We start from the raw sequence: 25,301 nt of genomic DNA, 5'->3' as shown, positions 1-25,301 counted from the left end.
TGTTCAGCGGCGGTATTTCCGGAACCGCTCCGCCATCTGCTCGATCTCGGCCTCCAGGCGCCCGGCATAGGCCGCGCGTTCTTCGGGCGTCAGCGAGGCGACATAGTCGATCAGCACGCGCTGGCCCGCCGCCTGACGCGCCTCGGCCCGGGCGCTCTGCGCGTCGAGCGCGGCGCCGAAGGCCTGCGGATCGAAGGGCTCGGCGCGCAGCAGTTCGAGCGCCGCGCGATAGCCGCCGAGCAGACCGCCATGGGGGCGCAGCGGATCGCGCTCGCGATCCCGCTCGAAGGCGCCGCGCAGGTTGCGGCCCAGCTCGTGGCGCTGCCCCTCGTCGAAGGCGCGGGTATAGGGAAAGACGAAATCGCGCCCGTGCGGCGGCCCGGCCCGGTCGAAGGGCGGGCGCAGCAGCACCGCGCCGAGCACGAGGCCCAGCACCGCCAGGTTCACCGCCAGCGAGGCAAAGAGCGCAAGGCGCAGCCCGCGCGCCGGTTTCGTCGGTGTTTTCGCGTCATCACTCATCGGTCAAAGCCCCAGCATGGCGTAATCGAACCCGCTTGCCGGTTCGAGCGCGGTGATCGCATCGCCCTCGGACACCGGCAGCCAGTCGGGCAGCCCCGAGGGCGCCGCCGCGCCGAACCAGATGCCGGTGGCGCAGGCCGCTGCCAGACCGGCCATGGCCGGCCAGCCGCCCAGCGCCGCCAACATCTCGCGCAGCCGGCTGCGGCGCGCCCGTGCGACAGGCGCTTCAGCCGAACGCCGCGCGGGCTGTTCTTCCAGCGCCATCGCCTCCATCCGCGCGAGCCAGTCTCCCGACGGCGCCGGCGCCTCGGCGCGGCCCGCCTCGAACCAGGGGGCCAGCCCCCCTTCCTCCGCCTTGCGCTTGTCAGTCATCGTCATATCCCAACTCCGCGCGCCTGGAGCGCAACAGCCCCTCCAGCGCCTTGCGGCCGCGCGCGGTCAGACTTTCGACCGCACGCACGCCAATGTCCATGATCCCGGCGATCTCGGGGTTCGAGAGCCCTTCGAGATGCCGCAGCACCACCGCCTGTTTCTGCCGTTCGGGCAATGTGTCGAGCGCCGCCTGCAAGGCCGCGCCGCGCTCACTCTCCTGCAATTCACTCTCTGCCGAAGGCGCGGGATCGGCGGGCTCGGCAATCGCGTCGAGATCGACATGGCCGCCGCGCCGCCGCCGCATCCGGTCGATGCACAGGTTCGACACCACCCGGTAGAGCCAGGTCGAGACCTTGGCCTCGCCCTCGCGCCAGCCCGGCGCCGCGCGCCAGAGCCGCAAGAGCGCCTCCTGCGCCACGTCCTCGGCCTCGGCCCGGTCCTTCAGCATCCGCATGGCGAGACCGAAAGCACGCGGCCCCAGCCGCAGCGTGAGCGCGCGCGCCGCCTCAGGCTCGCCCTCCGCATAGGCGGCCAGCAGAGACTCGTCGCTCCTGTCACTCATCGCGTCATACGGCATCCGGTCCATCCCAATGCGCTAGCCCGAAGCCGGGCGCGGCGCAACGGTCCCGGGCGGCAGGCGCCGCCCGGAGCCTCGCCTCTGGCTCAGCGGCCCCAGCGCGGCATCTGGCCGCAATCGCCGGGGCGCATGCCACCCTGCGGGCCGTAGCCCTGGGGACCGTACCCTTGCGGACCATAGCCCTGCGGACCGTAGCCTTGGTGGCCGTAGCCCTGACCGTGCATATACATGCCATGGCCGTAATGGCCGTGCGGCGCCCCCCACTGCCCGCGCATATACTGGCGGTTCATATCGGGGCCGCGCTGGCGGTCGTCCGGACGGTTCATCCGCATGCGGGAGCCGTTGCCCTGACGCCCGAAATCGAAGGCGCCCATTTCCTCTTCGCTCACCGCCCCGTCATTGTCGGCGTCGAGACGGTCGAACATGCGCTGCGGACCCTGCGCATTCGCCTGAAGCTCTTCAAGGCTCAGCTTGCCGTCGCCATCGGCATCGAAACGTTGCAGCATGCGCTGCTGGCGCTGCGCCTCGCGGGCGGCCTGCCGTGCAGCCTGGAAGGCCAGCAGCTCGTCGCCTTCGAGCAGCCCGTCATCATTGGCATCGGCGTCGGCAAAGGCCGAGCCCGGCCCCATCGCGTCGAGTTCCGCCTGGGTGACGCTGCCGTCGCCATCGGTATCGAGCTGCTCGAACATCTGCTGGAACATCGGCGCGCGGCCCTGGGCATTGCCGCCCTGCCCGTTGCCACCGGGAAAAGCCGAGGCAAGACCCGCCGTGCCCATCACGAGGATGGCGGCACCGGTAAGAAGTTTGGTCATGCGTGTCATGGCTGCGATCTCCTGTTTGTCGCGTCTGTGTCGGCATCCTCTGCGGCGCCGATCTGTTCCTTGCACGCGGCAGCGCCGCCATCCCGTCGAAAATATTTGCACATGCCGCGTGCTGCCGCGAAAATCAAAGATGTATGCTTCACCCCGATTTGCGACATCGCGCCGCAAGGACAGTCTGCCCACTTTTTTGTTATGTCCGCCTGCTGCACCGTGCCGGGAGGAGACGAGGAACCCGATGTCCGAAATGACACAACATGAGACCGCCACCGAGACGGCCCGCCCCATCGACCCCGCGGAAGTGGCGCTCGATGCCGCCCCCGATACCAGCGCCGCCGCCGCGCAGGAGGAGCGCGAAACCTGGCCCGCGATCTGGAAAGGCTTTCGCCGGCGCTGCCCGAATTGCGGCACCGGCCCGATCCTGAGCAGTTATCTCAAGGTGCGCGACCATTGCCCGGTCTGCCGCGAAGAGCTGTACCACCACCGCGCCGATGACGGGCCGGCCTATCTGACGATCCTGATCGTCGGCCATATCATGGCGCCGGCGCTGCTCTGGGTGTTCACCACCTGGCGCCCGGAGCCGCTGATCCTGATCACCATTTTCTCCATTGGCTGCATCGGTTTGTCGCTCTATCTTCTGCCCAGACTGAAAGGGGCGATCGTGGGGTTCCAGTGGGCGCGCCACATGCACGGGTTCTAGCGCGGGGAGGCGCGGCCCCAGGCTGAGCGCGCCGCCACGCCCCGGCGGCAGGAGGAGGAATGGGCATCGACAAGACGGCGATCCGAGACGCGGCCACGGTGATCGTGATGCGCGACCGCGACAGCGCACCGCGCATCCTGATGGGCCAGCGCGGCGCCACCGCGGCCTTCATGCCCAACAAGTTCGTCTTTCCCGGCGGCGCGGTGGATCGCGAGGATGCCGATGTGCCCCTCACCCGGCCGCTGCCGCCGCTCTGCCAGACGCGGCTGTCCGAGGATTCCCGCGCCGGCATGGCGCATCCGCTGGCGGTGGCGGCGATTCGCGAACTCTGGGAGGAAACCGGCCTCATCCTCGGCACCCCCGGCGACTGGGCCGACCCGCCCGCCGACTGGCGCAGCTTTGCCGCGACCGGCCATGTGCCCGACGCCTCGGCGCTGCGCTTTGTCTTCCGCGCCATCACGCCGCCGGGCCGTCCCCGCCGCTTCGACGCGCGGTTCTTTCTCGTCGATGCCGATGCCATCGCCACCGACCCCGACGATTTCTCCGCCGCCTGCGACGAACTGAGCCACCTGCAATGGATCGGACTGGAGGAGCTGCGGCATTTCGACATGCCCTTCATCACCGAGGTGGTGCTGGCCGAGGTCACCGCCCGCGCCCGCGACGACGCCCCGTCGGCCTCGGTGCCGTTCTTCCGCAATGACGACGAGGAAAGCCTGTTCCTGCGGCTCAAGGGCTATCCGATGACCGAGTGAGGCCCTGTGCGGGCCCTAGCATCGCTCAGGCCAGAAAGCCCCTCACCTCGGCGCTGCTCACCACATGGCAATAAATCATGTTGATGATCCGCAGCTCGGCCTCGTGCAGCTCCCGCGTCGCCGCCGCGCAACAATCCTCGACGACCACGACGCCGAAGCTTTCATCCGCCAGCGAGCGCACCGAAGACGAGATGCATTGATCGGTGAAGATCCCCGCCACGATCACGTCGCGAATGCCCATATTGTGCAGGATCATCCGCAGGTTTGTGCCGGTCAGCGCAGAATCCGTGGTCTTGGTCACCACGATCTCGTCCCCTGCCGGGCCCACTGCGTCGACGATCTGGCTGTCGGGGCGGTCCTTTGGCAGCAGCAGATAGTTGAAGCCGGGCTTTTTCTGCGACAGCGAGCGGTCGCGCCCGTCCTCTTTCAGACAGGCGATGCGGGCGTGAATGACCTCGATCCCGTTTGCCCGCGCCCAGGCCTGTAACGCCACCGTGTTGGGGATCACCACCTCGCGCATCCGCTCGAAAAACGGCGCCCAGCGCGCGGCCTCCGCCGGGTCGTCGGGCAGCTCCAGATAGGTGTTCTGGATGTCGATCACCAGAAGCGCCGTCTTCGGCGCCTCCAGCACGATATCCTCGGGCTCTTCGGCCGTCTCGTAATAGAACGAGCGCCAGGCGGTTTTCCAGCTCATGGGTCTTGTCTCCCAACCCGCCCCGGACCTGATCCGGGGCCTCACCGGTGAAAAGATGCCCCGGAGCGGGGCACGGGACGTGTTCAGATCTCCTCCATCGCCTCAAGGCTCTCCGGCAGGATCTGTCCGCCATCCACGACGATCTGCTGGCCGGTGATATAGCCCGCCTCGTCGCTGGCAAAGAACAGCGCCGCGTTGCCGATATCCTCCACCGCGCCCAGCCGTTTCAGCGGGATCGAGGCGGCCATGGTCTTCAGATAATCCTCGCCCAGATCCTGGAGCCCCTCGGTATAGATATTGCCCGGCATCACCGCGTTGATCGTGGTGCCATAGCGCGCCAGCTCCATCGCGGCGGTCTTGAGAAAGCCGAGCTGGCCGGATTTCGACGCGCCGTAATGCGCCCAGCCCGGAAAGCCCGTCACCGGCCCGGTGATCGACGAGGTCAGCACCACCCGGCCCTTGCCGGCCTTTTCGAAATACGGGATGCAGGCCTTCACGCAGAGAAAACTGCTCTTGAGATTGGTCGACAGGACGCTGTCCCACTGCTCCGGGTCCATATCCACCAGCTTCACCTGCGGAAAGATCCCGGCATTGGCGCAGAGGATATCGACGCCGCCGAACGCCTCCGCCGTGGCCGCCACCATCGCCTGCACGCTGTCCCAGTCCGCCACGTCGCAGCACGTATGGGCCGCCGTGCCGCCCGCCGCCGCGATCTCGGCCACCGTGGCCTCCGCCGCTGCCTGCCCGCGCGCCGCGATCATCACCTTTGCCCCCTGCCGGGCAAAGACCGTGGCGATGCCCTTGCCGATCCCCTTTGACCCGCCGGTCACGATCACCGATTTTCCCGCAATGGATGTCAGCATATCAGTGCTCCTTGTTCGAGGTTGTTCGAGGTCCCCGCGCCCGCCGCGCATCCGCCGGCGGCGTGGGTGTTTTTTGCGCATCTGAAGCGGATGATTTGCACGAATGTGGAGGTGAGCAAGCAAAATGTTGCAAGATACAAATTCTCTGGTTACCCCGATGGGGCGATGCGGAAGAAAAGGGCAGGCAGATGTCGGGACTGTATGAGGACGACTTTGTCGAGCGCCTGCGGCGGGGGGCCGAAGCGCTCGCGCCGGAATGGGGTCTTGGCCCCGACACGACGATCCGGCTGCTGACGCTGTCGGAAAACGCCACCTTCCTTGCCGAGGATCCCGCCCGCGACGCGCCGCTGATCCTGCGCGTTCACCGGCCCGATTACCACAGCCGCGCCGAGATCGAGTCCGAGCTCGCCTGGATCTCCGCCCTACGCGAGAGCGGCGCGGTGCTGACGCCGGAGCCGCTGCGCCTGCGCGACGGCAGCCATATCGCCAGTTTCGAGGAGAGCGGCCAGACCCGCCATGTGGTGGGCTTCGAATTCATGCCCGGGCGCGAACCCGATGCGGATGCCAGCCTCGTGCCCGGTTTCGAGACGCTGGGCGCGATCTCCGCCCAGCTGCACGGGCACAGCCGCAACTGGACACCGCCCGAGCATTTCCTGCGCAAGACCTGGAATTTCGAGACCGCCTTCGGCCCCGCCCCGCTCTGGGGCGACTGGCGCGCGGCGCTGGGGCTGACCGTGGCGCAGGGAGCATTGCTGGAGCGGCTCTGCAATGTGCTGGAGCAGAAACTCGCCGCCTATGGCGCCGGGCCGGAGCGCTTTGGGCTGGTGCATGCGGATCTGCGGCTCGCCAACCTGCTCGCCGATGGCGACAATCTTGCGGTGATCGACTTCGACGATTGCGGGTTTTCCTGGTTCATCTACGATTTCGCCGCAGCGATCTCCTTCCTCGAAACCGACTCGATCGTGCCGGCGCTGCAAGCGGCCTGGGTACGCGGCTACCGCTCGGTCGCGCCGCTGTCCGACGAGGACGTGGCGATGATCCCGACCTTCATCATGTTCCGCCGCCTGCTGCTCACCGCCTGGATCGCCAGCCATGCGGAGACCGAAACCGCCGCCATGGCCGGGCACGCCGCCTATACCGAGGGCACCGTGGCGCTGGCCGAGGCCTATCTCGCGGAGCAGGAGAGATGAGCGAACCGCGCCGGATTCTCGAGATGAACGCCTTCGACAACCGTCAGGGCGGTGCCGGGCCGGTGGCGCGGCGGCTCGACAATCTCGGCGCGGCCTCGGTGCTGTTCTACCGCGCCCCCATCGAGATGGTCTCCGCACAGGGCGCCTGGATGGTCGCGGTGGACGGCACCCGCTATCTGGATTTCTACAACAACGTGCCCTCGGTCGGTCACTCCCACCCGGAGGTGGTCGCGGCGGTGTCGCGGCAGATCGCGACGCTCAACACCCATACCCGCTATCTGGTCGCCGGGGTCGACACCTATCTCGAAGCGCTGAAGGCGCGGCTGCCTTCGGCGCTGTCGAACGTCGTGCTGACCTGCTCGGGCAGCGAGGCCAACGATCTGGCGATGCGGGTGGCGCGGCAGGTGAGCGGCGCGGGCGGGTTCGTCGTCACCGAGACCGCCTATCACGGTAACACCGCCTTGGTGACCGAAGCCTCGCCCTCGGCACTGAAACGCACCGCCCCGCCGGCGCATGTGGTCACCGTCCCGGCGCCGGGTCGCGAAGCCTATGGCGACGACATCGCGGGCGGGTTCGCCCGTGCCATACGCGCCGCCATGGCCGAGCTCGACGCGCGCGGCATCGGCACGGCGGCGCTTCTGGCGGATTCGATCTTTTCCTCCGACGGGATCTTTGCCGATCCGCCGGGCTTTCTGCGCCCCGCCGTCGAGGCGGTGCAAGCGGCGGGCGGGCTCTATATCGCCGATGAGGTGCAGCCCGGCTTCGCCCGCACCGGCAGCGCCTTCTGGGGCTATGCGCGCCACGGCGTGGCCCCCGATATCGTCACCATGGGCAAACCCATGGGCAACGGCTTTCCCATGGCCGGCATGGCGGCGCGGCCCGAGCATCTCGCCGCTTTCTGCGAAGACACCGGCTATTTCAACACTTTCGGCGGCAATCCCGTGGCCTGCGCCGCCGGGCTGGCGGTGTTGCGGGTGATCGAGGAGGAAGGGCTTCAGGACAACGCGCAGCGCGTCGGCGCGCGGCTGAAATCCGATCTCGAAGAGATCGCGGCGCGCGCGCCCAGGGTGGCGGCGGTGCGTGGCGCGGGGCTGTTTCTCGGCGTCGATCTCTGCGCGCCGGATGCGCCCGGCACGCCGGATGCGGCGTTCACCGTGCAGGTCATCGACGCGATGCGCGACGCGGGCGTGCTGATCGGAGCCGCCGGACGCTATGGCGCGACGCTGAAGCTGCGCCCACCTCTCTGCCTCAGCCAGGCCGAGGCCGACCGCTTCACCGAGGCTTTCGCCGGCGCGGTCCTGCCCTGAGCGCCCTCAGCCCCGCGCCAGCCGCAGATCCACCCCACCCGCCTTCAGCGCGCGCTGCAACGGCCCCTGCGGACGTGCATCGCTGACCAGAACGTCGATTTCGCCCCAGTCGGCGTAACGTGCCGTGGCCATGCGGTCGAATTTCGAATGATCCGCCAGCACCATGTGCCGCGCGCTCTGCCGCAGCATCGTGGCATAGACATCGCCCGCCTCCATCAGCGCATCCGACGGGCCCAGCGGCGAGATCGCGCTGGCGCCGGTCACCGACCAGTCGGCGGAGTAATCCGAGAGGAAGCGCACGGTCTGCGCACCGTGCAGCGCGCCCTCGCCCGGATGATAGATCCCCGGCGCCATCACCACTTGGATCGTGGGGTTCATCGCCAGCGCCGCCGCCACGCTGACCGAATGCGCGATCACCGTGAGATCGCTCATCTCGAAGGCGATGCGCTTGGCGAGCTGCGTCGTGGTGGCGCCCGAGCCCAGCATGAGCACCCGCGCGCCGCTCAGCAGCGGCGCCGCAGCCCGCCCGATCGCCGCGCGCTCCTCCACCAGCTCGGTATGGCGCTGCGACAGCGACGGCTCCGCCGGCTGGCGCAGCATCGCACCGCCATAGGTGCGGCTGATGAGCCCTTCAGCCGCCAGTTCTTCGAGATCGCGGCGGATGGTTTCCGTGGTCACCTCCAGCAGGTCCGACAATCGCCCGACACGCAGCGTCGGGTTGATCGATAGTTGATCGAGGATCGCCTTCTGGCGCCTGTCCTTCTTGCGCGACATGCCCTGCCCTGTTCCGGAGACAGCGCGCAACGGCGCGCCCTTTCCACAGGAGTCAAGCAGAGGTCCGCCGCGCCGACAAGCCCCTCGGCACGGCGGCTCTCAGACCGCCAGCAGGTCGTAGCTCACGCCGCCAATGAGAAGGTCGATGTGATCCTGCGCGGCGCCGTCCACCAGCGCCCAGAGGATCTGCCCGGTGGGCCGGTAGATCACGAAGGCTTCTTCGACCCCCGCCGCGCCGGCGTTGGCGGTTTCGGTGAAATTGACCTGGAAATCCCCGATCCCAGCGCTGCCGCCATAGACCAGCGCGTCGCCCTCGGCATCGGAGAAATCCTGAATCCAGTCGGACCCGTGCCCCTCCACGCCGAGATGATAGAACCGGTCCGCGCCCGCGCCGCCATTCACCCGGTCGTGGCCGAAGCCGCCATTGATAAAATCCATGCCGTCGCCGCCGAAGATCGCGTCCGACCAGGCCTGGCCTGTCAGCACGTCGTCGCCCGCACCGCCGATGATGGTGTCGGCACCGTAGCCGCCGATGATCGTGTCATTTCCGGAATCGCCGCGCAGCTCGTCATTGCCGTAGCCGCCGTCGATGGAATCCTCGTCCGCGCCGCCATAGACCACGTCGCGCAGATCCGCCTCGGATGTGCCGCCGATCAGCACATCGTCGCCCTCCCCGCCGATCAGCGTATCCGTGCCATCGCCGCCATCCAGCGTGTCGGCGCCCGCGCCACCGTCCAGCGTATCGTTGCCATCGAGCCCGTCGATGACGTCACCTGCCGCCCCCCCGGTCAGCCGGTCGTCCCCCTCGGTGCCCTCGGGCGTGCCGGTGCCGATCGGTACCGGCTCGGGCTCGGTAAAGCTCAGGCTGTCGGCGAGATGGGTCAGATCGAGCACCCCATCCACCGCGCCATCCGCCGCATCCAGCGCCGCGAGCCGCGCAGGCCCGCCGTAGATCACCGCCGCGCCGCCGATATCATAGGCGGGAATGCCGTTCACCGGAGGACCGTCATAGCGGATAATGCCGGTCAGGAGATCCGCGAACCCATCATTGTTGACGTCCCCGAGCTGCCCCCCGGCCACATTGTCGAAATTGGCAGAGCCATAGATCCGGTAGCCATTGCTGCCGTCGAGCGTTGTGAGATCCACATCCGCCGCATGCCCCTCGACCTGGCCGAAAACCAGATAGGTGACCCCGGCCCCCGTGCCCGCCGTCGCATCGTTGCGCGAGCCGATGACGTAATCGCGGATACCGTCGCCATTCACATCGCCGACACCCCCCGCAGACATGCTGACGCCGCCCGAAAGGCGCTGGCCGTTGCTGCCGTCCAGCGCCGTTACGTCGAGCACCGCCGGAAAGCCCTCGTCGGAGCCGAAGATCAGATAGCTATAACTGTAGCCCTGCAACAGCAGATCACCGATCCCGTCCCCGGTGACGTCGTCCAGTCCTTCTGCCGTCCAGAAACCGCCTGCCTCCAGCACGAAGCCGTTGCTGCCATCGAACACGGCGGTATCGAGATCGGTGCGCCCGGGCTGTAGCCCCGCGCCTCCGAAAAGCACCACGGAGTCCGATCCGGTCTCTCGCTGGACGAGCAGATCGTTGATCCCGTCGCCGTTGATATCGCCGATGGCACCGCCGCGCGTGTCGGCATTTTCGAACACATGCACACGGCCGGCGACAGCGGCGCTGTCGAGATCCATCGTGGCGGGCAGATCGGCGCCATTGCCAAAGACCAGATAGGCCAGGTTGTCGTTCTGGCTGGTGATGTAGATATCGTCATGCCCGTCGCCGTTCACGTCGCCCGGCCCGTCGGCCAGCAGCGCGAACTGGACCGACGACGCGCCGGTCAGGGCGGTGCCCGTTCCCGGCCCGAGCGCATCAACATCCACCACCGCGGGCAGCCCGCCCGGCTGACCATAGATCACGAAGGCCCCGCCGCTGCTGCCGTCGAGGCGGTCCGAGCCGATCAGCAGATCGTCGATCCCGTCGCCATCCACATCGCCCGCCGGGTTCAGCGTATAGCCGAGGTTGCCATTGGCTTCCGCGCCCTGGATCACGGAGACCGTGGCGCCATCCGGGCTGAAATCGCCGCCGAACGCAAAATCGTAGAGCGGATTCAGGTCGCCGGACCGGCCATAGACGATCCAGGTCACGCCAACCTGATCCATGTTGTCCGACCCGGCCGTGGCGTAGCCGTTGCCCGCTCTTGGCGCGGTGATGGCCATGTCCACAATGCCGTCGCCGTTCAGATCTCCGATCATCCGGACGAGGCTGCCAAATTGCGAAAGCCCCTCGGGGCCGAGGAAAAACGTACCGCCAGTACCTGTTGTCATGTCGAAATCTCTTGGTGGTCTTAATGAAGTGACGTGACGTTAAATAGGATACAGCGCTCTGGCAAGCATCGCGTTACCGCTGCCCTCCTTGCGCGCGGAACGCAAAACGGGCGCGGGACTGGTCCCGCGCCCGCCTCGAAACTGCGCTGAGGGCGTTGCTTGCCGCCTCTATGCCAACAGGTCGAAACTCACGCCGTTCGCCGTCACCATGAGCGCGCCCTGCGCGTCGCCATCGACCAGCGCCCAGAGCAGATCGCCGCTCGGGATGTGGGTGATAAAGACCTCCTGCACCCCCGCCGCGCCGGCGCCGGGGGTCGTGGCGCGCTGTACGAGGAAATCGTCAGCCGTAGCCGCGCCGCCGCCATAGACCAGACGGTCGCCCTCCGCCGCGCTGTAGTCCTGGATCCAGTCCGAGCCATGGCCATCGGCGCCCAGGTGATAGAACTGATCCGCCCCTGCGCCGCCATTGACCCGGTCGAAGCCGAAACCACCATTGATGAAATCGTTGCCGTTGCCACCAAAGATCGCATCCGACCAGGCCTGACCGGTCAGCACGTCATTGCCGTCACCGCCGATGATCGTGTCGGCGCCGAACCCGCCGACCAGCGTGTCATTGCCGGCATCCCCGCGCAGCTCGTCGTTGCCGTAGCCGCCATCCGCGCTGTCATTGCCCGCACCGGCGTAGATCACGTCGCGCAGATCCGCCGCATCGCCGCCGCCGAAAATGAAATCGTCGCCGCTGCCACCGCTGATCGTATCGACACCATTGCCGCCGCGCAGCGTATCGTTCCCATCCTCGCCGAGGATCCAGTCATTGCCCGCCAGCCCGTCGATGGAGTCGTTGCCGACAGATCCGCGAATGCTGTCGTCGAGCTCGGTGGCCTGCGTGAAGTTTCCAAGCGTCAAGATATGCTCGGGGATGGTCCCTGCGAATTCGGAGCCCGCGACCGGCTGATAGTTCAGGATCACCGTTTCCGGCGCCTCGTCGGCGAAATCCGAAGATACGGTCAACCGCACGGCCGAGCTGGTCTGTCCTGCGGCGAACACCACTTGCGACGACACCAGCGAGAAATCCTGCCCCTGCGAGGCGGTGCCCCCGGTGACATAGACGTTGAAAACCAGTTCCTCGTCCGGCGCCTGCGACAGGGTCAGCGGCACGGCGACCGTGACCGCACCGGAGGCCGGCTCGTCGATCCGCGCGGGCTGTCCGACCGCGGCGATGTTCAGCCCAAGACCGTCATTGTCCTGGATGAAGGCCGCGGCGGTCAGGCTGGACACGCCACCGGCAAGCACGGCGCCGGCCGGGTTTTCGAGCCGGATCAGAACCGATTCATCGCGCTCGTCGAGGCTGTCGCTGTCCGCCCGCAGATAGATGCTGTGGCTGGTTTCGCCGGGCTGGAAGGTCAGCGACCCGTTATTGCTGCTGCTGCTCGAGGTGTAATAGAGATCGCTGTCCAGAGCCGACCCAAGCACGGTCGTGTAGTCCACCGTGACCGGTTCGTCGGAGGGCTCCGACAGGGTCACCACATAGCGCAGATAGCCGTTATAGCTTTCATTGGTATTCACCGTGTCGGTGATCGACAGAACCGGCAGCAGCCCGGACCCGGAATCGTTGTCGATGAGGGTCGCTTCACCGGAGAGACCGGCCGTGCCCAGCGACACGTTGGGCGAGGTCGAGAGGTTCAGAGCAAAGCTCTCGGTCGCTTCGCTGAGCGTATCCCCCAGAACCCGAACCCGGACAGCGGCCCTGTCCTGGCCTTCTTCAAAGGTCAGCGTGCCCGAGGTGGCCACATAATCGCTGCCGGCAAAGGCCGTGATATCGGCGGTTTCGTAATCAACGGTGAAGGCGGTGGTCGCCGGGCGGGAAAGCTGGATCTCGAACACGGCATATTGAATGCCGCCATCGCCTTCCGTCAGGACAGGATCGAGAACCTCGAGAATTGCATTTGCGCCGACGCCATCATTATCCAGCGAAAAGCCGAGCGCCGAGAGGCTGTTGCCGCCACCGGCGAATGTCGCGTTCTCGGAGAGATTGGTCAGTTCCAGCGTGAAAGCGCCGTCGCGCTCGTCAATGCTGTCGCTGTCCAGCCGGACAAAAACGCTGGCCGTCGTCTGCCCGGGCGCGAATGTCAGCGTATCGTTGTTCGAAGTCGAGGTCGAATAGTAGCGGAGGTCGTCATTTCCAGCGCTGTCGCTCAACAGCACGCGGTAGTCCATGCTGACCGCATCGACCGGCGGCTCGGACAGGGTGACGGTAAAGCGCACATAGTTGTTATAGCTCTCCTGGGTGGCGCTGCCCTCGATTGAGACCACTGCTCCGGCGCCGCTGTCATCATCCAGAATATGCGCGTTTCCGACCGCGCCGGTCGTGTCGAATTGCGGCGACAACGGCGGCGAAACGACGAGTGAAAAATACTCGCTGGTTTCCGCAACCGTATCCGTCGTGATCGGAACGCTGATTTGGGTTGAGGTCTGTCCCGGCAGAAAAGTGGCACTGCCATTCGTCGCGGTGTAGTCGCTGCCCGCCTGTGCCGATCCGTCGACAGTGTAATAGCTCAGCGAAAAGCTGTCGTTGACTTCGCGCGAAAGAACGATGTCGAACACCGCCTCACGGGCGCCGTTGTCACCTTCGACGATCACCGGATCGGAGACAAAGACCGACAGGTTCGAGCCGTCGCCGTCATTGTCCAGAATCGTGCCGAAAACGCGGGTCACCGCCTCGCCATTGGCGAAGTCGGCATTCTCCGACAGGTTGCTCAATTCCAGCGTGATGGCTTCGTCTGGTTCGTCGGTGGTGTCAGAGTCCGCACGGATCGAAATCGTGGCGTTGGTCTCGCCAGGAGCGAAGGTGACGGTGCCGTTATTGCTGCTGCTGGTGCTGGCGTAACGGGTGTCGAAATCGGACGCCGTGCCATTCAGCAAAGTGCGGTAGTCCAGAGTGACCGAATCCACCGCCGGTTCCGACAATGTCACAGTAAATTGGAGGTATGAGTTATAACTTTCTTCGGCAACGGCACGACTTACGAATACAGTAGGCATTTTTTCTCCGGTAACGACATTGAGGAAATGCGCGGGAGAATCTCCCACGCAGAGAAGCTATCAGACCAGCAGATCGTATTCCACTCCGCCGATCACCACGTTTATCTCCGATTGGGCATCGCCATCGACCAGCGCCCAGAGCAGATTGCCGCTTGGGATATGGGTGATAAAGATTTCCTGTACGGCCGCATCGCCGGCGCCACCGGTGCTGGCACGCTGGATCAGGAAATCGTCCGCGGTGGCCACGCCGCCACCATAGACCAGACGGTCGCCTTCGGCGGCATTGTAGTCCTGGATCCAGTCCGAACCGTGCCCCAACACGCCCAAGTGATAGAACTGGTCGGCGCCGGCGCCGCCATTCACGCGGTCGAAACCGAACCCGCCATTGATGAAATCGTCGCCATCGCCGCCCAGGATGAGATCCGACCAGGCCTGGCCCGTCAACTGATCATTGCCCGCGCCGCCGATAATTTCATCGACCCCGTAACCGCCCACGATCGTGTCGTTGCCGGCATCCCCGCGCAGCTCGTCATTGCCATAGCCGCCGTCCAGGGCATCGTCGCCGGCACCGCCATAGATGACATCGCGCAGATCGTCCTCGCTGTCGCCGCCAAAGAGCACGTCGTCGCCGGTGCCGCCATTGACCGTATCGCTGCCATCGCCGCCACGCAGCGTATCGTTGCCCTCCAGCCCGATCAGCGTATCGCTGCCGCGCAGGCCGCTCAGGCTGTCGGCATAGCTCGTGCCCTCCATGAGGTTCGAACCGGAATCGCCGGTCTCGTTCAGCCCGCCGCTGCTGACCGGAGGCTCTTCCACCTCGCCATGCTGGCCTATCGCCGCGATCAGATCCGCATGGTTCCAAACCGAGCCGTCGGCCCATTCGATCTGCTCGATCGCGCCGCTGTGCCCGGCGTTCAGCGTATTGGCCAGCACCACCATGTCGCCGGTGTCGCCAAACAGGATCAGGATCGCCTCGTTCGCGGGATTCTGCCGCACGATGGTGGCGTTGTCAGCGGTGTAATCGTGGAACACGACACGGTCCGTGCCTGTGCCGTCGCCAAGATCGTTGACCACATCCGACCCGTCGCCGGCGCGAAACTCGTAGCGGTCGCCGCCCTGGCGTCCGGAGAGCACATCGCTGCCGGCACCGCTGATGAAGGTGTCGGCGCCGCCAAAGCCTGAAAACACGTTGATCGCGCTGGAGCCGATGAACAGATCGGCCTGATCGGAGCCGTCTACATTTTCCACATTGGAGAGGATATCGGTGCCTTCGCCGGTGGCGGTGCCCTGCACCAGATCCACCACGAGCCCCGAACTGGCATATCGGTAGCGCACCAGATCGGTTCCGGCGCCGCCGTCGATCGTGTCGTTGCCCGCCTCACCCCAGATCTGGTCATTGCCGGCGCCGCCCGACAGGCTGTCATTCCCGGCGCCCCGAGGATCGTGTCGGAACCGCCATTGCCGGAGATCGTGTCATTGCCGTCAAAACCGAAGAGCCGGTTGTCGGCGCCATCGCCGGTCATGTCGTCCGCGAAATCCGAACCATCGACATTCTCGACATTGACGAGCGTATCGGTGCCGCCGAGCCCGTCCTGCACCCGGCCCGCCGCCAGATTGGCCGAAATCGACAAGGTGCTGTCGCGATAACGCACGAGGTCGGCCCCCTCGCCCCCCTCGAACGTATCGTTGCCGGCACCGCCGAGCATCGTGTCATTTCCGGCTCCGCCCTGGATGCTGTCGTTTCCGTCGCCGCCGAGGATGGTGTCGGCGCCGCCCTGGCCTTGCAGCGTGTCGTTGCCGGCAAAACCCGACAGCTCGTTGCCGCCGGCGTCGCCGCGCAGCACGTCGCCGTGATCGGAGCCGTGCAGACCCTCGATATTGCTCAGCGCATCGGTGCCGCCGAACCCGTCCTGCGCGCTGCCCGCCGCCAGATCCGCCGTCACCCCGGAGGCCGAGTTGCCGTAGCGCGCAAGGTCGAACCCGCCGCGCCCGTCCAGCGTGTCGTCGCCCGCCTCGCCCCAGATCTCGTCGGCGCCGGTGCCGCCCAGAAGCGTGTCGCGCCCCGCCCCGCCCAGCAGCGTGTCGTCGCCGCCCTGGCCGTCGAGCAGATCGTTGCCGCCGAAGCCCGACAGCTCGTTGTCGCCGGCATCGCCGGTCAGCGTGTCGCCGTGATCGGAGCCGTGAATGCCCTCGATATTCAGCAGCGTGTCGGTGCCGCCAAACCCGTCCTGCGCGCTGCCCGTGGCCAGGCTCGCCGAAACCCCCGCAGCGCTGTCGCGATAGCGTACCAGATCGACCCCGGCGCCGCCGTCCAGCGTGTCGGTGCCGGCCTGGCCCCAGAGCTCGTCATTGCCGCCGCCGCCGCGCAGCGTGTCGCGCCCGTCGCCGCCCAGCAGCGTGTCGGCCCCGGTGCGGCTCTCGATCAGATCGTTGCCGCCGAAGCCGGAAAACTCGTTCGCCCCGGCATCCCCCGACAGCGTGTCGCCGTGATCCGAGCCGTGGATCCCCTCGATATTGATCAGCGTGTCGGTGCCGCCATAACCGTCGGCGACCCGCCCGGTCAGCAGATCCGCCGAGATCCCGGCAGGGTCGTCGCGGTAGCGCGCCAGATCGTCGCCCTCGCCGCCATCTAGCGTGTCATTGCCCGCGTCGCCCACCAGCTCGTCATGCTCGGCGCCGCCGCGTAGCGCGTCGTTGCCGGCGCCCGCCACCAGCACATCCCGGCCGCCATGGCCCACCAGCGTGTCGTTGCCCTCCTCGCCGAACAGCCGGTTGCCGGCATTGTCCCCGGTCAGGAAATCGTTGCGCGCGGTGGCATGGACATGTTCGATGCTGATCAGCGTGTCGGTGTTGCCATAGCCGTCGATGCCGGTCTGGTTGAACAGATTGACGGTGACCCCGGCGGTGCCGCCGCGCAGGTAATCCTCGCCGTAATGCACGGTGTCCTCGCCGGCACCGCCGTTGAACGTGTCGTTGCCCTGCAGACCCCAGAAGGCATTGCCCTCGGCGCTGCCGGTGATCGCGTCGGCAAAGCGCGTGCCGCGCACATGGTCGATATTGATCAGCGTGTCGGTGTCGCCGAACGTGTCCCGTGCCACCCCGGTGGCCAGGTTCACCACCACCCCCATGGTGCCGTATTCGACCCGGCCGAGATCGAAATTATACGACCCGATCTCTTCCTCGGGCTGATAGACCACCGTGTCGGCGGTGCCGCTGCCACCGTCGATCGTGTCGTTGCCCTGGTTGCCGGTATACCATTCCAGATAGTCGAAGCGCGGGTTGCCACCGACCAGGAGGTCGTCATGCATCGTGCCGTTGACCTCGAGGAAATACAGCGCCGCGCTGAAATCCGTGGTCATGCTGGCCGAGCTGGCCAGACCGGTGGCCAGGTTGACCGTCACCGCCTCGTTCAGCGTGAAGACGATGTGATGGCCGTATTGCGTGCCCTCGGAATCGCCGCCGATGACGGTGTTGTGCCCCGCCCCGTTGACCACGATCGTGTCGCGGGCATCGGCGATGGTGCCGCCGACGACGATCGTGTCGTTGCCGGCGCCGGTGTAATAGAGATCGTTGCCGTCGCGACCGTCCATGTAATCGTCGCCGGCATAGCCGAAGAACCGGTCGCCATGCGCGTCAGAGCCCAGCAGCGTGTCGCCGTGATCGGTGCCGTGGACGTATTCGATCCCCTCCAGCGTGTCGCTGTCGCCCCAGCTGTCGGTGGCGGTGCCGGCGCGCAGATCGACAGTGACCCCGCTGCCGCCGCCCTCCAGGAAATAGCCCACCATGTCGGCGCCGCCGCCGCCGCGCAGCGTGTCGGCCCCGGCGCCGCCGACCAGCGTATCCTCGCCGCTATAGGTCTCCAGCAGGTCCGCACCGGCATGGCCGTGGAAATAATCCGCCGCCGCCGAACCGCGCAGCGTGTCGGCATGGTCCGACCCGATGATCCGCTCGATATTGAACAGCGTGTCGGTGTGGCCCCAGGTATCCGTCGCCGTGCCGGCGATCAGGTTCACCGAGATCCCCAGCGACCCGGTCTCGAAGAAATAGGCCGCCTGGTCGGAGCCCGCCCCGCCCTGCAGCGTATCGTTGCCCTGGTCGCCGATCAGCACGTCGTCACCGCCGCGCCCGTCGATGGAATCGTTGCCGCTATTGCCGAAAATCAGGTCGTTGCCGCTGCTGAACCCCCGGATCGTGTCGTTCAGCGCCGAGCCGTAAAGCCATTCGATCCCGATCAGCGTGTCCGTATCGCCCCAGGTATCCGTGACCCGACCCGTCTCCAGATCCGCCAATATCCCGGAAGGCCCAGTCTCACGGAAATACACCACACGGTCGGATCCCGCGCCGCCGTCGAGCCGGTCATTCCCCGCATTGCCAACCAGTTCGTCGCTGCCGCCGAAGCCATTCAGCGTATCGGGATCGTCGGTGCCTGTCAGCGGATCGTTGCCGCTCGTTCCGTTGAAGACTGCCATGCCGCTCCTGAAATCCCTGCTTGTGCCCTGCCCTTGTCCCCTCGCAGCATGACAGCCGCGCGTCGCGTGGGCAAGAAATCGCTGTCCCGGGCCCCGGCTTTATGCGCCGGAGGTCCCGATTGCCGAAAAGGCCGGCGACCGCCCGGCGCTGCGGCCGCAAGGTCTGCGGCCCAACCCCGAGCCGGGCGGATCACGCCAGCAGGTCGTAGACGATACCGCCGCTCTGAAGATGGATGGAGGACTGCGCGTCGCCATCGACAAGCGCCCAGAGGATCTGGCCGCTCGGCACATGAGTGACGAAAATCTCCTCGATGCCGGCATCGCCGGCGCCGGGGGTATTCGCCCGCTGGATCAGGAAATCATCCGCCGTTGCCACACCGCCATAGAGCAGCAAATCGCCCTCGGCGGCGCTGTAATCCTGCACCCAGTCGCTGCCATGCCCGGCCGCACCGAGATGGAAGAACCTGTCCGCCCCCGCGCCGCCGTTCAGCCGGTCGAACCCGAACCCGCCATTGAGGAAATCGTCGCCATCGCCCCCGAAAAGCGCATCCGACCATGCCTGGCCCGTCAGCACGTCATCGCCGAGCTGACCGATGATCTCGTCGACGCCCAGCCCGCCGGTCACGGTGTCGTTGCCAGCCCCCGCATAGACCAGATCGTTGCCGGCCCCCGCATCGACCAGATCGTTGCCATTTCCGGCATAGATGAAATCGCGCAGATCCAGCGCTGTCGTTCCGCCGGCGATCGTATCGTTGCCGTCGCCACCGTTCAGCGTGTCGGTGCCATCACCGCCAACCAGACTGTCATCGCCCCCGAAGCCGACAAGGCGGTCGTCGCCCTCTTCGCCGATCAGCGTGTCATTGCCCATATTCCCGACGAGATCGTCGTTGAGATTGGTGCCGACCAGCAGACGCGGCAGCGCCTCGATCGGGTCGGTTGCAACGCTTTCGATACGCTCGGAATTGCCGAACGCATCGTAGACCGTAACCTGGACGGTGATCTGCGCGCCGATGCTATGTTCACGCGGGCGGTACTCGGACAGTGTCGCACCGCCAATCTGAACGCCGTCCGCGAACCACCGGTATTCCAGCAACCCGATACCGTCCTCATCTGCGACGCCGCTCGTATCCGCGCGCAGAAGCTCGTCTTCGAGCGCGATCCCCTGAATGACCGGCACGCCGGTGACCGGATCATTCACATTCTGCACGACATTATAATCGACAGGCTCCACAAGGAGCTGCTCTGCGCTGCCCTGGCCGTCGGTATAGCTCACCAAAACCGACATTTCCGCGCCGACATCGGGCTGGCCCAACGTGTAGGTCTGACCCGTCGCGCCGGCAATCGGGTCGTCGTCGCGCAGCCACTGATAGGAAAACGCGCCCAGCCCATCCGCGTCGGCGAGCTCCGAGGTGTCGACGCTCAGCACCGCATCCTCGACAAGCGGCCCAAAGAGCTCGGCCGTTCCGGTCACCGGATCGTTCACATTCGCCACCGCGGCGGTTGCGGCGCTGGTCAGCCTGGCCCACCCGCCATAGGGGTCGACGTGCTGGACCCGCAGCGTGATCTCATGTCCCACATCTGCCTGCCCCAGCGTATATGTGGAGTCCGTCGCATCCGCGATCTCGGCGCCATCGCGCAGCCACTGGTAGGTGAAGAAACCGATCCCGTCGATATCCTCGATCCCGCTGGTATTCGCGACAAGGGTTTCGTCCTGCTGCGCGAGCCCGGTGATCGTGGGCGCGCCTGTGGTCGGATCGTCATCATTGACGATGGGCCCGATGAACAGCCGATACGTCTCGGTATCACCGAAATTGTCGGTCACCCCAATCAGGGCAAAGAGATCCAAGCCCACATGATGCTGCTCCGTCACTGTGAGGCTGGACCCTGTTTCGCTTTCAAAGACGCTGTTTCCCAGACGCCATGCATAGGTGACAGAGGCGATGCCGTCCTCGTCGGCCAGGCCCGACGCATCGACGCTGACGGTCCCGTACTGCACCGTCGTGCCGAAGTAGGTCGCGCGGCCCGTGAGAGGGTCGGGCGTATTCGTCACCTCGCCGGTCTGCTGCGTGGTCACGGTTTCGGTAAAGCCCTGACCGTCCACATAGGTCACCTGGGCCGTAATGCGGTGCCCGACATCCGCCTGCACCGGGAGGTAGGTACTTTCGGTGGCCCCGGAAATCGCCACACCGTCACGCATCCACTGATAGCTCATATCCGCCGCGTCGCCGATGCCGTCGGCATCATAGATCCCCATCGATCCGGTCAGCGACACCTCCAGTTCGGGATAGGCGTCCTCTTCCGGCGAGACGGTATCGGTATAGATCGTCCGATGAACGGAATACCCCGGTGAGGTATACACCCGCTCCTCGCTGAATATACGGAACAGCGCCACATCCGGCGCGTCGTTCACCGCCTCGATCGCCCCGGTCGGAAGGGAAGAGACGGTCTCCAGATTGCCAGCGGCATCGGCAAAGGTCACCTCGGCGGCGACCGAAGCACCGACATAGATATCTCCCGGAGCATAGGCCTGGCCGCCGCCCGGAAACGCCGGTTGCGACGACAGGAACGTGCCGTTCTCATCGTAGAACAACCAGGTGACGGAGTAATCCTCGATCTCGCCCAGCCCGTTTGCATCGGTGATCCCCGACAGGTCCAGAGCCGATGGATCCAGCGGTGTATCCTCACGCAGAACCATGCTCGCGGGGATGACGACGGTGCCTTCGGCCTGCGTATTGAGCTGAAGCACCTCGAACCCGTCGCTATCGGCCTGGGCACCAAGCACGTAACGCCCCTCGCCGATGGCGATCAGCGGCGCGTCGTCGACAAGGTCGGTCTGACTGCCGACGAGTCGCGCCTCCCCCTGAAGCGCGCCCGAGGCATCAAGAACCCGGGCATAGACCGGATCGTCCCCCACGACGCCTTCGAAATAGGTCACCGCGAAACCGCCGTTTTCCAGCGCGACGATCCCGTTGGTATAGTGGCTACCGAAGTCTTCGGGGTCGTCGAGCAGCACCGGCGCGCTGACCGCCGTGCCGTCGGCGGTGACCACCTGGGCAAAGATGCCGTTCCCCGTCTGCCAGGCGGTGGCCAGGTTGCCATCGGCGAGCTGCGCGATCTGGCCGCGCAGCTCGGTGCCCGGAGCGTCGGTCAGGCGAAACGGATCGTCGACCGCGCTGCCATCGGCATTGAAGCGCTGCACATAAAGATCGGAAAATGTGGTGAAACTGTCGACCGTATTGTCCCGGCCGTCTCCGCGGAACAGCACCGCCAGCGTACCGTCGGTCATCTCGACCATATCGAGCACCCGGCCCTGCCCGGCCGACTCGTTGGCGTCGAGCGCGTCGCGGTTGTCGATCTCGATACTGGCCCCGCGTGCGGTGCCATCGGCATCGAAAAAGGCCAGATTGGCGTCAAAGTTATTTCCCAACCGCCAGCTCACCGCATAGCCGCCATCCGCGAGAGCGCTGGCATGGAGCGAATTGAGATCCTGGCTCGGATAGTTCGGATCGTCTTCGGCCAGCAAAACCGATGCGCCGATCAATGTACCGTCCGTGTCGAAACGCTGCACCCGCAGCTCGCCATCGGTCATCCAGAACGCAGCGACCGTGCCATCGGCCAGCACCTCGGCATCGACCCGGGCCGAGCCCGCGCCCGAGACCACGACGCCGCCATCCTCGGCCTGCCCTTCGGTATCGTGAAACCGCGCGTAAACGCCGGCATCCGTGCTCCAGAGCGACACGAATCCGCCCTCCGGCAAGGCGGCCACATCGCGGTAAAGCGGAACCCGCGTCGGCCCCCCCTGCCATGGGTTATAGGTAAAATCCGTGGTGAGGGGCGAGAGCTCAAGTTCCGGCATAAAATGGTCCGTTATATTAGTCAGTTTTTGTCGTACCGACTGAAAAATCGGCATTACGCGACGTAGCCTAATAATATGAAGGCCCGCTCTCTACCCCATAACCGACTTACGTCACGTAAAGCAAAGCGCGAGGAAATTTCGTCCCCCCCCCTGACGGTGCGTCGGTATGAGTGCGTTTTTGCGTATGTTTTTTGGCTTAGTCTGCTTTTTGAACGCAAAAAGCGCCCTATGGGCGCTTTTGTTGGGTTCTCGTTTTCATCGATTAGAGAGACATTTGGTATTTACTAGGTTTGGCGGTGACCTACTCTCCCACGACTTGAGTCGCAGTACCATTGGCGCAACGGCACTTAACGGCCGGGTTCGGAATGGGACCGGGTGTTTTGCTCGCGCTATGACCACCAAACCGAGGAAATACCAAATCGCTACGCGATTTGGTATTTGCGGGAGGCAGCGTTTCGTCGCAGACGATAACGCGTTCCCGCACCTATCCATTTCAGGCGCAGCGATCAAATCACGTTGTCCAAGTCACACTTTATTGGTGTGTATGCTTCTGACCAGTTTTCAGATAGGTGTGAGCCTGTCTGTTACTGGATCAAATCAAGCCTATCGGGCCATTAGTACCGGTCAACTGAACATGTTACCATGCTTACATCTCCGGCCTATCGACGTGGTGGTCTACCACGGCCCTCAGGGATACCTTGTTTTGAGGGGGGCTTCCCGCTTAGATGCCTTCAGCGGTTATCCTGTCCGATCATAGCTACCCAGCACTGCCGTTGGCACGACAACTGGTCCACCAGTGGATCGTTCACCCCGGTCCTCTCGTACTAGGGGCAACTCCTCTCAAGTATCCTACACCCACGGCAGATAGGGACCGAACTGTCTCACGACGTTCTAAACCCAGCTCACGTACCTCTTTAAACGGCGAACAGCCGTACCCTTGGGACCTGCTCCAGCCCCAGGATGAGATGAGCCGACATCGAGGTGCCAAACACTGCCGTCGATATGGACTCTTGGGCAGTATCAGCCTGTTATCCCCGGCGTACCTTTTATCCGTTGAGCGATGGCCCTCCCACTTGGGACCACCGGATCACTATGGCCGTCTTTCGACTCTGCTCGACTTGTCAGTCTTGCAGTCAGGCTGGCTTCTGCCATTGCACTCAACGAGCGATTTCCGACCGCTCTGAGCCAACCTTCGCGCGCCTCCGTTACGCTTTAGGAGGCGACCGCCCCAGTCAAACTACCCGCCACGCAGGGTCCCGGATCCCGATGAGGGACCGCGGTTAGACATCAAGAGTGCGAAGGGTGGTATCTCATCTTTCGGCTCCACAGAGACTGGCGTCCCTGCTTCGAAGCCTACCACCTATCCTGCACATCACAATCCTGATGCCAGTGCGAAGCTGTAGTAAAGGTGCACGGGGTCTTTCCGTCTAACCGCGGGAAGCCTGCATCTTGACAGGCAATTCAATTTCGCTGAGTCGATGTTGGAGACAGCGGGGAAGTCGTTACGCCATTCGTGCAGGTCGGAACTTACCCGACAAGGAATTTCGCTACCTTAGGACCGTTATAGTTACGGCCGCCGTTTACCCGGGCTTCAATTCAGAGCTCTCACTCCTCCTTTTAACCTTCAGGCACCGGGCAGGCGTCAGACCCTATACGTCGTCTTGCGACTTCGCAGAGCCCTGTGTTTTTAGTAAACAGTCGCCACCCCCTGGTTTGTGCCCCCAGCCACTAGTTGCCTAGAAACTGGGCCTCCTTCTCGCGAACTTACGGAGGTATTTTGCCGAGTTCCTTCAACATCGTTCTCTCAAGCGCCTTGGTATTCTCTACCAGTCCACCTGTGTCGGTTTAGGGTACGGTCTCATGGAGGGCTATTTCCAGGGACTGCTGAACGGCCCGACCAATCCGATAAGGTCGAACAATCTTCGCAATCCGTCACCATCTCCTGGCCCAGGAATATTAACCTGGTTCCCATCGACTACGCCTTTCGGCCTCGCCTTAGGGGCCGGCTTACCCTGCTCAGATTAGCTTTAAGCAGGAACCCTTGGACTTTCGGCGGGAGTGTCTCTCACACTCCTTGTCGCTACTCATGTCATCATTCTCGCTAGTGATCTCTCCACCGGATGCCTTACAGCCCGGCTTCACAGAAAGCACTTTGTCTTGTGCTACCGCCTATCGGCTACTTGAGCACACGTGCTCAACGACCGAAGGGCGATAATAAAGACAAGTGCTATGTCACACTACGCTCCGCTACCATGCCTTACGGCATCCTAAGCTTCGGCTCATGGCTTGAGCCCCGTTACATCTTCGCCGCAGGACAACTTGATTAGACCAGTGAGCTGTTACGCTATCTTTAAAGGATGGCTGCTTCTAAGCCAACCTCCTGGTTGTTTTGGTCGTCCCACCTGCTTTCCCACTTAGCCATGAATTGGGGGCCTTAGCTGTAGGTCAGGGTTGTTTCCCTCTCCACAACGGACGTTAGCATCCGCTGTGTGTCTGCCATCTAGTACTCCCGGGTATTCGGAGTTTGGTTAGGATCAGTAAGCCTGTGGGGCCCCATTACCCATCCAGTGCTCTACCCCCCGGGGTATTCGGATGACGCTCTACCTAAATAGATTTCGCGGAGAACCAGCTATCTCCGAGTTTGATTGGCCTTTCACCCCTAGGCACAACTCATCCCGACCTTTTTCAACAGGTGTGGGTTCGGACCTCCAGTAAGTGTTACCTTACCTTCATCCTGGTCATGCCTAGATCACTCGGTTTCGGGTCTGATCCATCTAACTCGACGCCCTATTAAGACTCGCTTTCGCTGCGCCTACACCTACCGGCTTAAGCTTGCTAGATAGACCAAGTCGATGACCCATTATACAAAAGGTACGCCGTCACAAGACTGGACACTGATGACAACCCGACACTCCGTGTCGGAGTGTCATCGTTTTTATGTTTGGCCTACCGCCTATCGGCTACTTGAGGCCGTTTTGGTGCGTCGTTCCGACCGCGTCACTTACCGCAGCGGCACGCTCACCTTGAACTGCACCGTCTC

At 64.6% G+C, this 25,301-nt stretch carries 15 protein-coding genes, 2 rRNA genes and 1 pseudogene (1 of these 18 running past the window's edge); 4 read left to right on the top strand and 14 right to left on the bottom strand.

Features of this window, described 5'->3' with window-relative positions:
- Window positions 1–3: 3 nt before the first annotated feature.
- The 4 genes from Ga0080574_RS19425 to Ga0080574_RS26290 all read right to left on the bottom strand — a co-directional run bounded on the left by Ga0080574_RS19425 (window position 4) and on the right by Ga0080574_RS26290 (window position 2,289).
- Window positions 4–519, bottom strand: coding sequence for a periplasmic heavy metal sensor (locus Ga0080574_RS19425; protein ID WP_076703443.1), 516 nt, complete (start codon window positions 517–519; stop codon window positions 4–6).
- A gap of 3 nt (window positions 520–522) precedes the next feature.
- Entirely contained in the window at window positions 523–897 is a 375-nt protein-coding gene (locus Ga0080574_RS19420; protein ID WP_076703441.1) for a hypothetical protein, read from the bottom strand.
- Entirely contained in the window at window positions 884–1,468 is a 585-nt protein-coding gene (locus Ga0080574_RS19415) for an RNA polymerase sigma factor (protein ID WP_380658270.1), read from the bottom strand. The genes Ga0080574_RS19420 and Ga0080574_RS19415 overlap by 14 nt, the downstream gene beginning before the upstream one ends.
- A gap of 86 nt (window positions 1,469–1,554) precedes the next feature.
- On the bottom strand, window positions 1,555–2,289 hold the full coding sequence (locus Ga0080574_RS26290; RefSeq protein ID WP_237219290.1) for an EF-hand domain-containing protein: 735 nt from the start codon (window positions 2,287–2,289) through the stop codon (window positions 1,555–1,557).
- 235 nt (window positions 2,290–2,524) lie between these two features.
- On the opposite strand from Ga0080574_RS26290, the gene Ga0080574_RS19405 reads away from it, so the two are divergent.
- Window positions 2,525–2,986 (top strand): DUF983 domain-containing protein, encoded by a 462-nt coding sequence (locus Ga0080574_RS19405; protein WP_083716901.1) that lies wholly within the window; start codon window positions 2,525–2,527, stop codon window positions 2,984–2,986.
- 59 nt (window positions 2,987–3,045) lie between these two features.
- Window positions 3,046–3,738 (top strand): NUDIX hydrolase, encoded by a 693-nt coding sequence (locus tag Ga0080574_RS19400; protein ID WP_076703437.1) that lies wholly within the window; start codon window positions 3,046–3,048, stop codon window positions 3,736–3,738.
- 25 nt (window positions 3,739–3,763) lie between these two features.
- Here the strand turns inward: Ga0080574_RS19400 and Ga0080574_RS19395 are convergent, their stop codons facing one another.
- Window positions 3,764–4,432 (bottom strand): cysteine hydrolase family protein, encoded by a 669-nt coding sequence (locus Ga0080574_RS19395; protein ID WP_076703435.1) that lies wholly within the window; start codon window positions 4,430–4,432, stop codon window positions 3,764–3,766.
- A gap of 83 nt (window positions 4,433–4,515) precedes the next feature.
- Window positions 4,516–5,295 (bottom strand): 3-oxoacyl-ACP reductase FabG, encoded by a 780-nt coding sequence (gene fabG, locus Ga0080574_RS19390; protein ID WP_076703433.1) that lies wholly within the window; start codon window positions 5,293–5,295, stop codon window positions 4,516–4,518.
- A 188-nt stretch (window positions 5,296–5,483) separates the two neighbouring features.
- On the opposite strand from fabG, the gene Ga0080574_RS19385 reads away from it, so the two are divergent.
- The gene (locus tag Ga0080574_RS19385) at window positions 5,484–6,485 is read left to right on the top strand and encodes a phosphotransferase enzyme family protein (RefSeq protein WP_076703431.1); all 1,002 of its coding nucleotides are present in this window, start codon (window positions 5,484–5,486) and stop codon (window positions 6,483–6,485) included.
- Window positions 6,482–7,792: an aspartate aminotransferase family protein gene (locus Ga0080574_RS19380; RefSeq protein ID WP_076703429.1), complete on the top strand. Its 1,311-nt coding sequence runs from the start codon at window positions 6,482–6,484 to the stop codon at window positions 7,790–7,792. Before Ga0080574_RS19385 ends, Ga0080574_RS19380 begins: the two co-directional genes overlap by 4 nt.
- Before the next feature lie 6 nt (window positions 7,793–7,798).
- On the opposite strand, the gene Ga0080574_RS19375 is transcribed toward Ga0080574_RS19380, so the two are convergent.
- The 8 genes and pseudogenes from Ga0080574_RS19375 to Ga0080574_RS19340 form a co-directional block, all read right to left on the bottom strand.
- On the bottom strand, window positions 7,799–8,566 hold the full coding sequence (locus Ga0080574_RS19375) for a DeoR/GlpR family DNA-binding transcription regulator (protein WP_076703426.1): 768 nt from the start codon (window positions 8,564–8,566) through the stop codon (window positions 7,799–7,801).
- A gap of 99 nt (window positions 8,567–8,665) precedes the next feature.
- Complete coding sequence (locus Ga0080574_RS19370) at window positions 8,666–10,897, bottom strand: calcium-binding protein (protein ID WP_156876412.1); 2,232 nt, start codon at window positions 10,895–10,897, stop codon at window positions 8,666–8,668.
- Window positions 10,898–11,065: 168 nt separating this feature from the next.
- Entirely contained in the window at window positions 11,066–13,936 is a 2,871-nt protein-coding gene (locus Ga0080574_RS19365) for a Calx-beta domain-containing protein (RefSeq protein WP_076703422.1), read from the bottom strand.
- Window positions 13,937–13,996: 60 nt separating this feature from the next.
- Window positions 13,997–15,325, bottom strand: a complete 1,329-nt coding sequence (locus tag Ga0080574_RS19360) for a calcium-binding protein (RefSeq protein WP_503647076.1) — start codon at window positions 15,323–15,325, stop codon at window positions 13,997–13,999.
- A 62-nt stretch (window positions 15,326–15,387) separates the two neighbouring features.
- Window positions 15,388–18,405, bottom strand: a pseudogene (locus Ga0080574_RS19355) (calcium-binding protein); the annotation flags it as partial.
- A gap of 190 nt (window positions 18,406–18,595) precedes the next feature.
- Complete coding sequence (locus Ga0080574_RS26570; protein ID WP_076703417.1) at window positions 18,596–22,261, bottom strand: hypothetical protein; 3,666 nt, start codon at window positions 22,259–22,261, stop codon at window positions 18,596–18,598.
- Window positions 22,262–22,549: 288 nt separating this feature from the next.
- Window positions 22,550–22,664: ribosomal RNA gene (gene rrf / locus Ga0080574_RS19345) — 5S ribosomal RNA — on the bottom strand.
- Between the two features lie 190 nt (window positions 22,665–22,854).
- Window positions 22,855–25,301, bottom strand: a 23S ribosomal RNA gene (locus Ga0080574_RS19340); it runs 1,104 nt beyond the window's last position.

The sequence above is a fragment of the Salipiger abyssi genome (genome assembly GCF_001975705.1).
In the GTDB taxonomy this organism is placed as follows: Bacteria; Pseudomonadota; Alphaproteobacteria; order Rhodobacterales; family Rhodobacteraceae; genus Salipiger; species Salipiger abyssi.
Note: the sequence above shows the minus strand (reverse complement) of the source record. Positions and strands in the feature narration are given on the sequence as shown.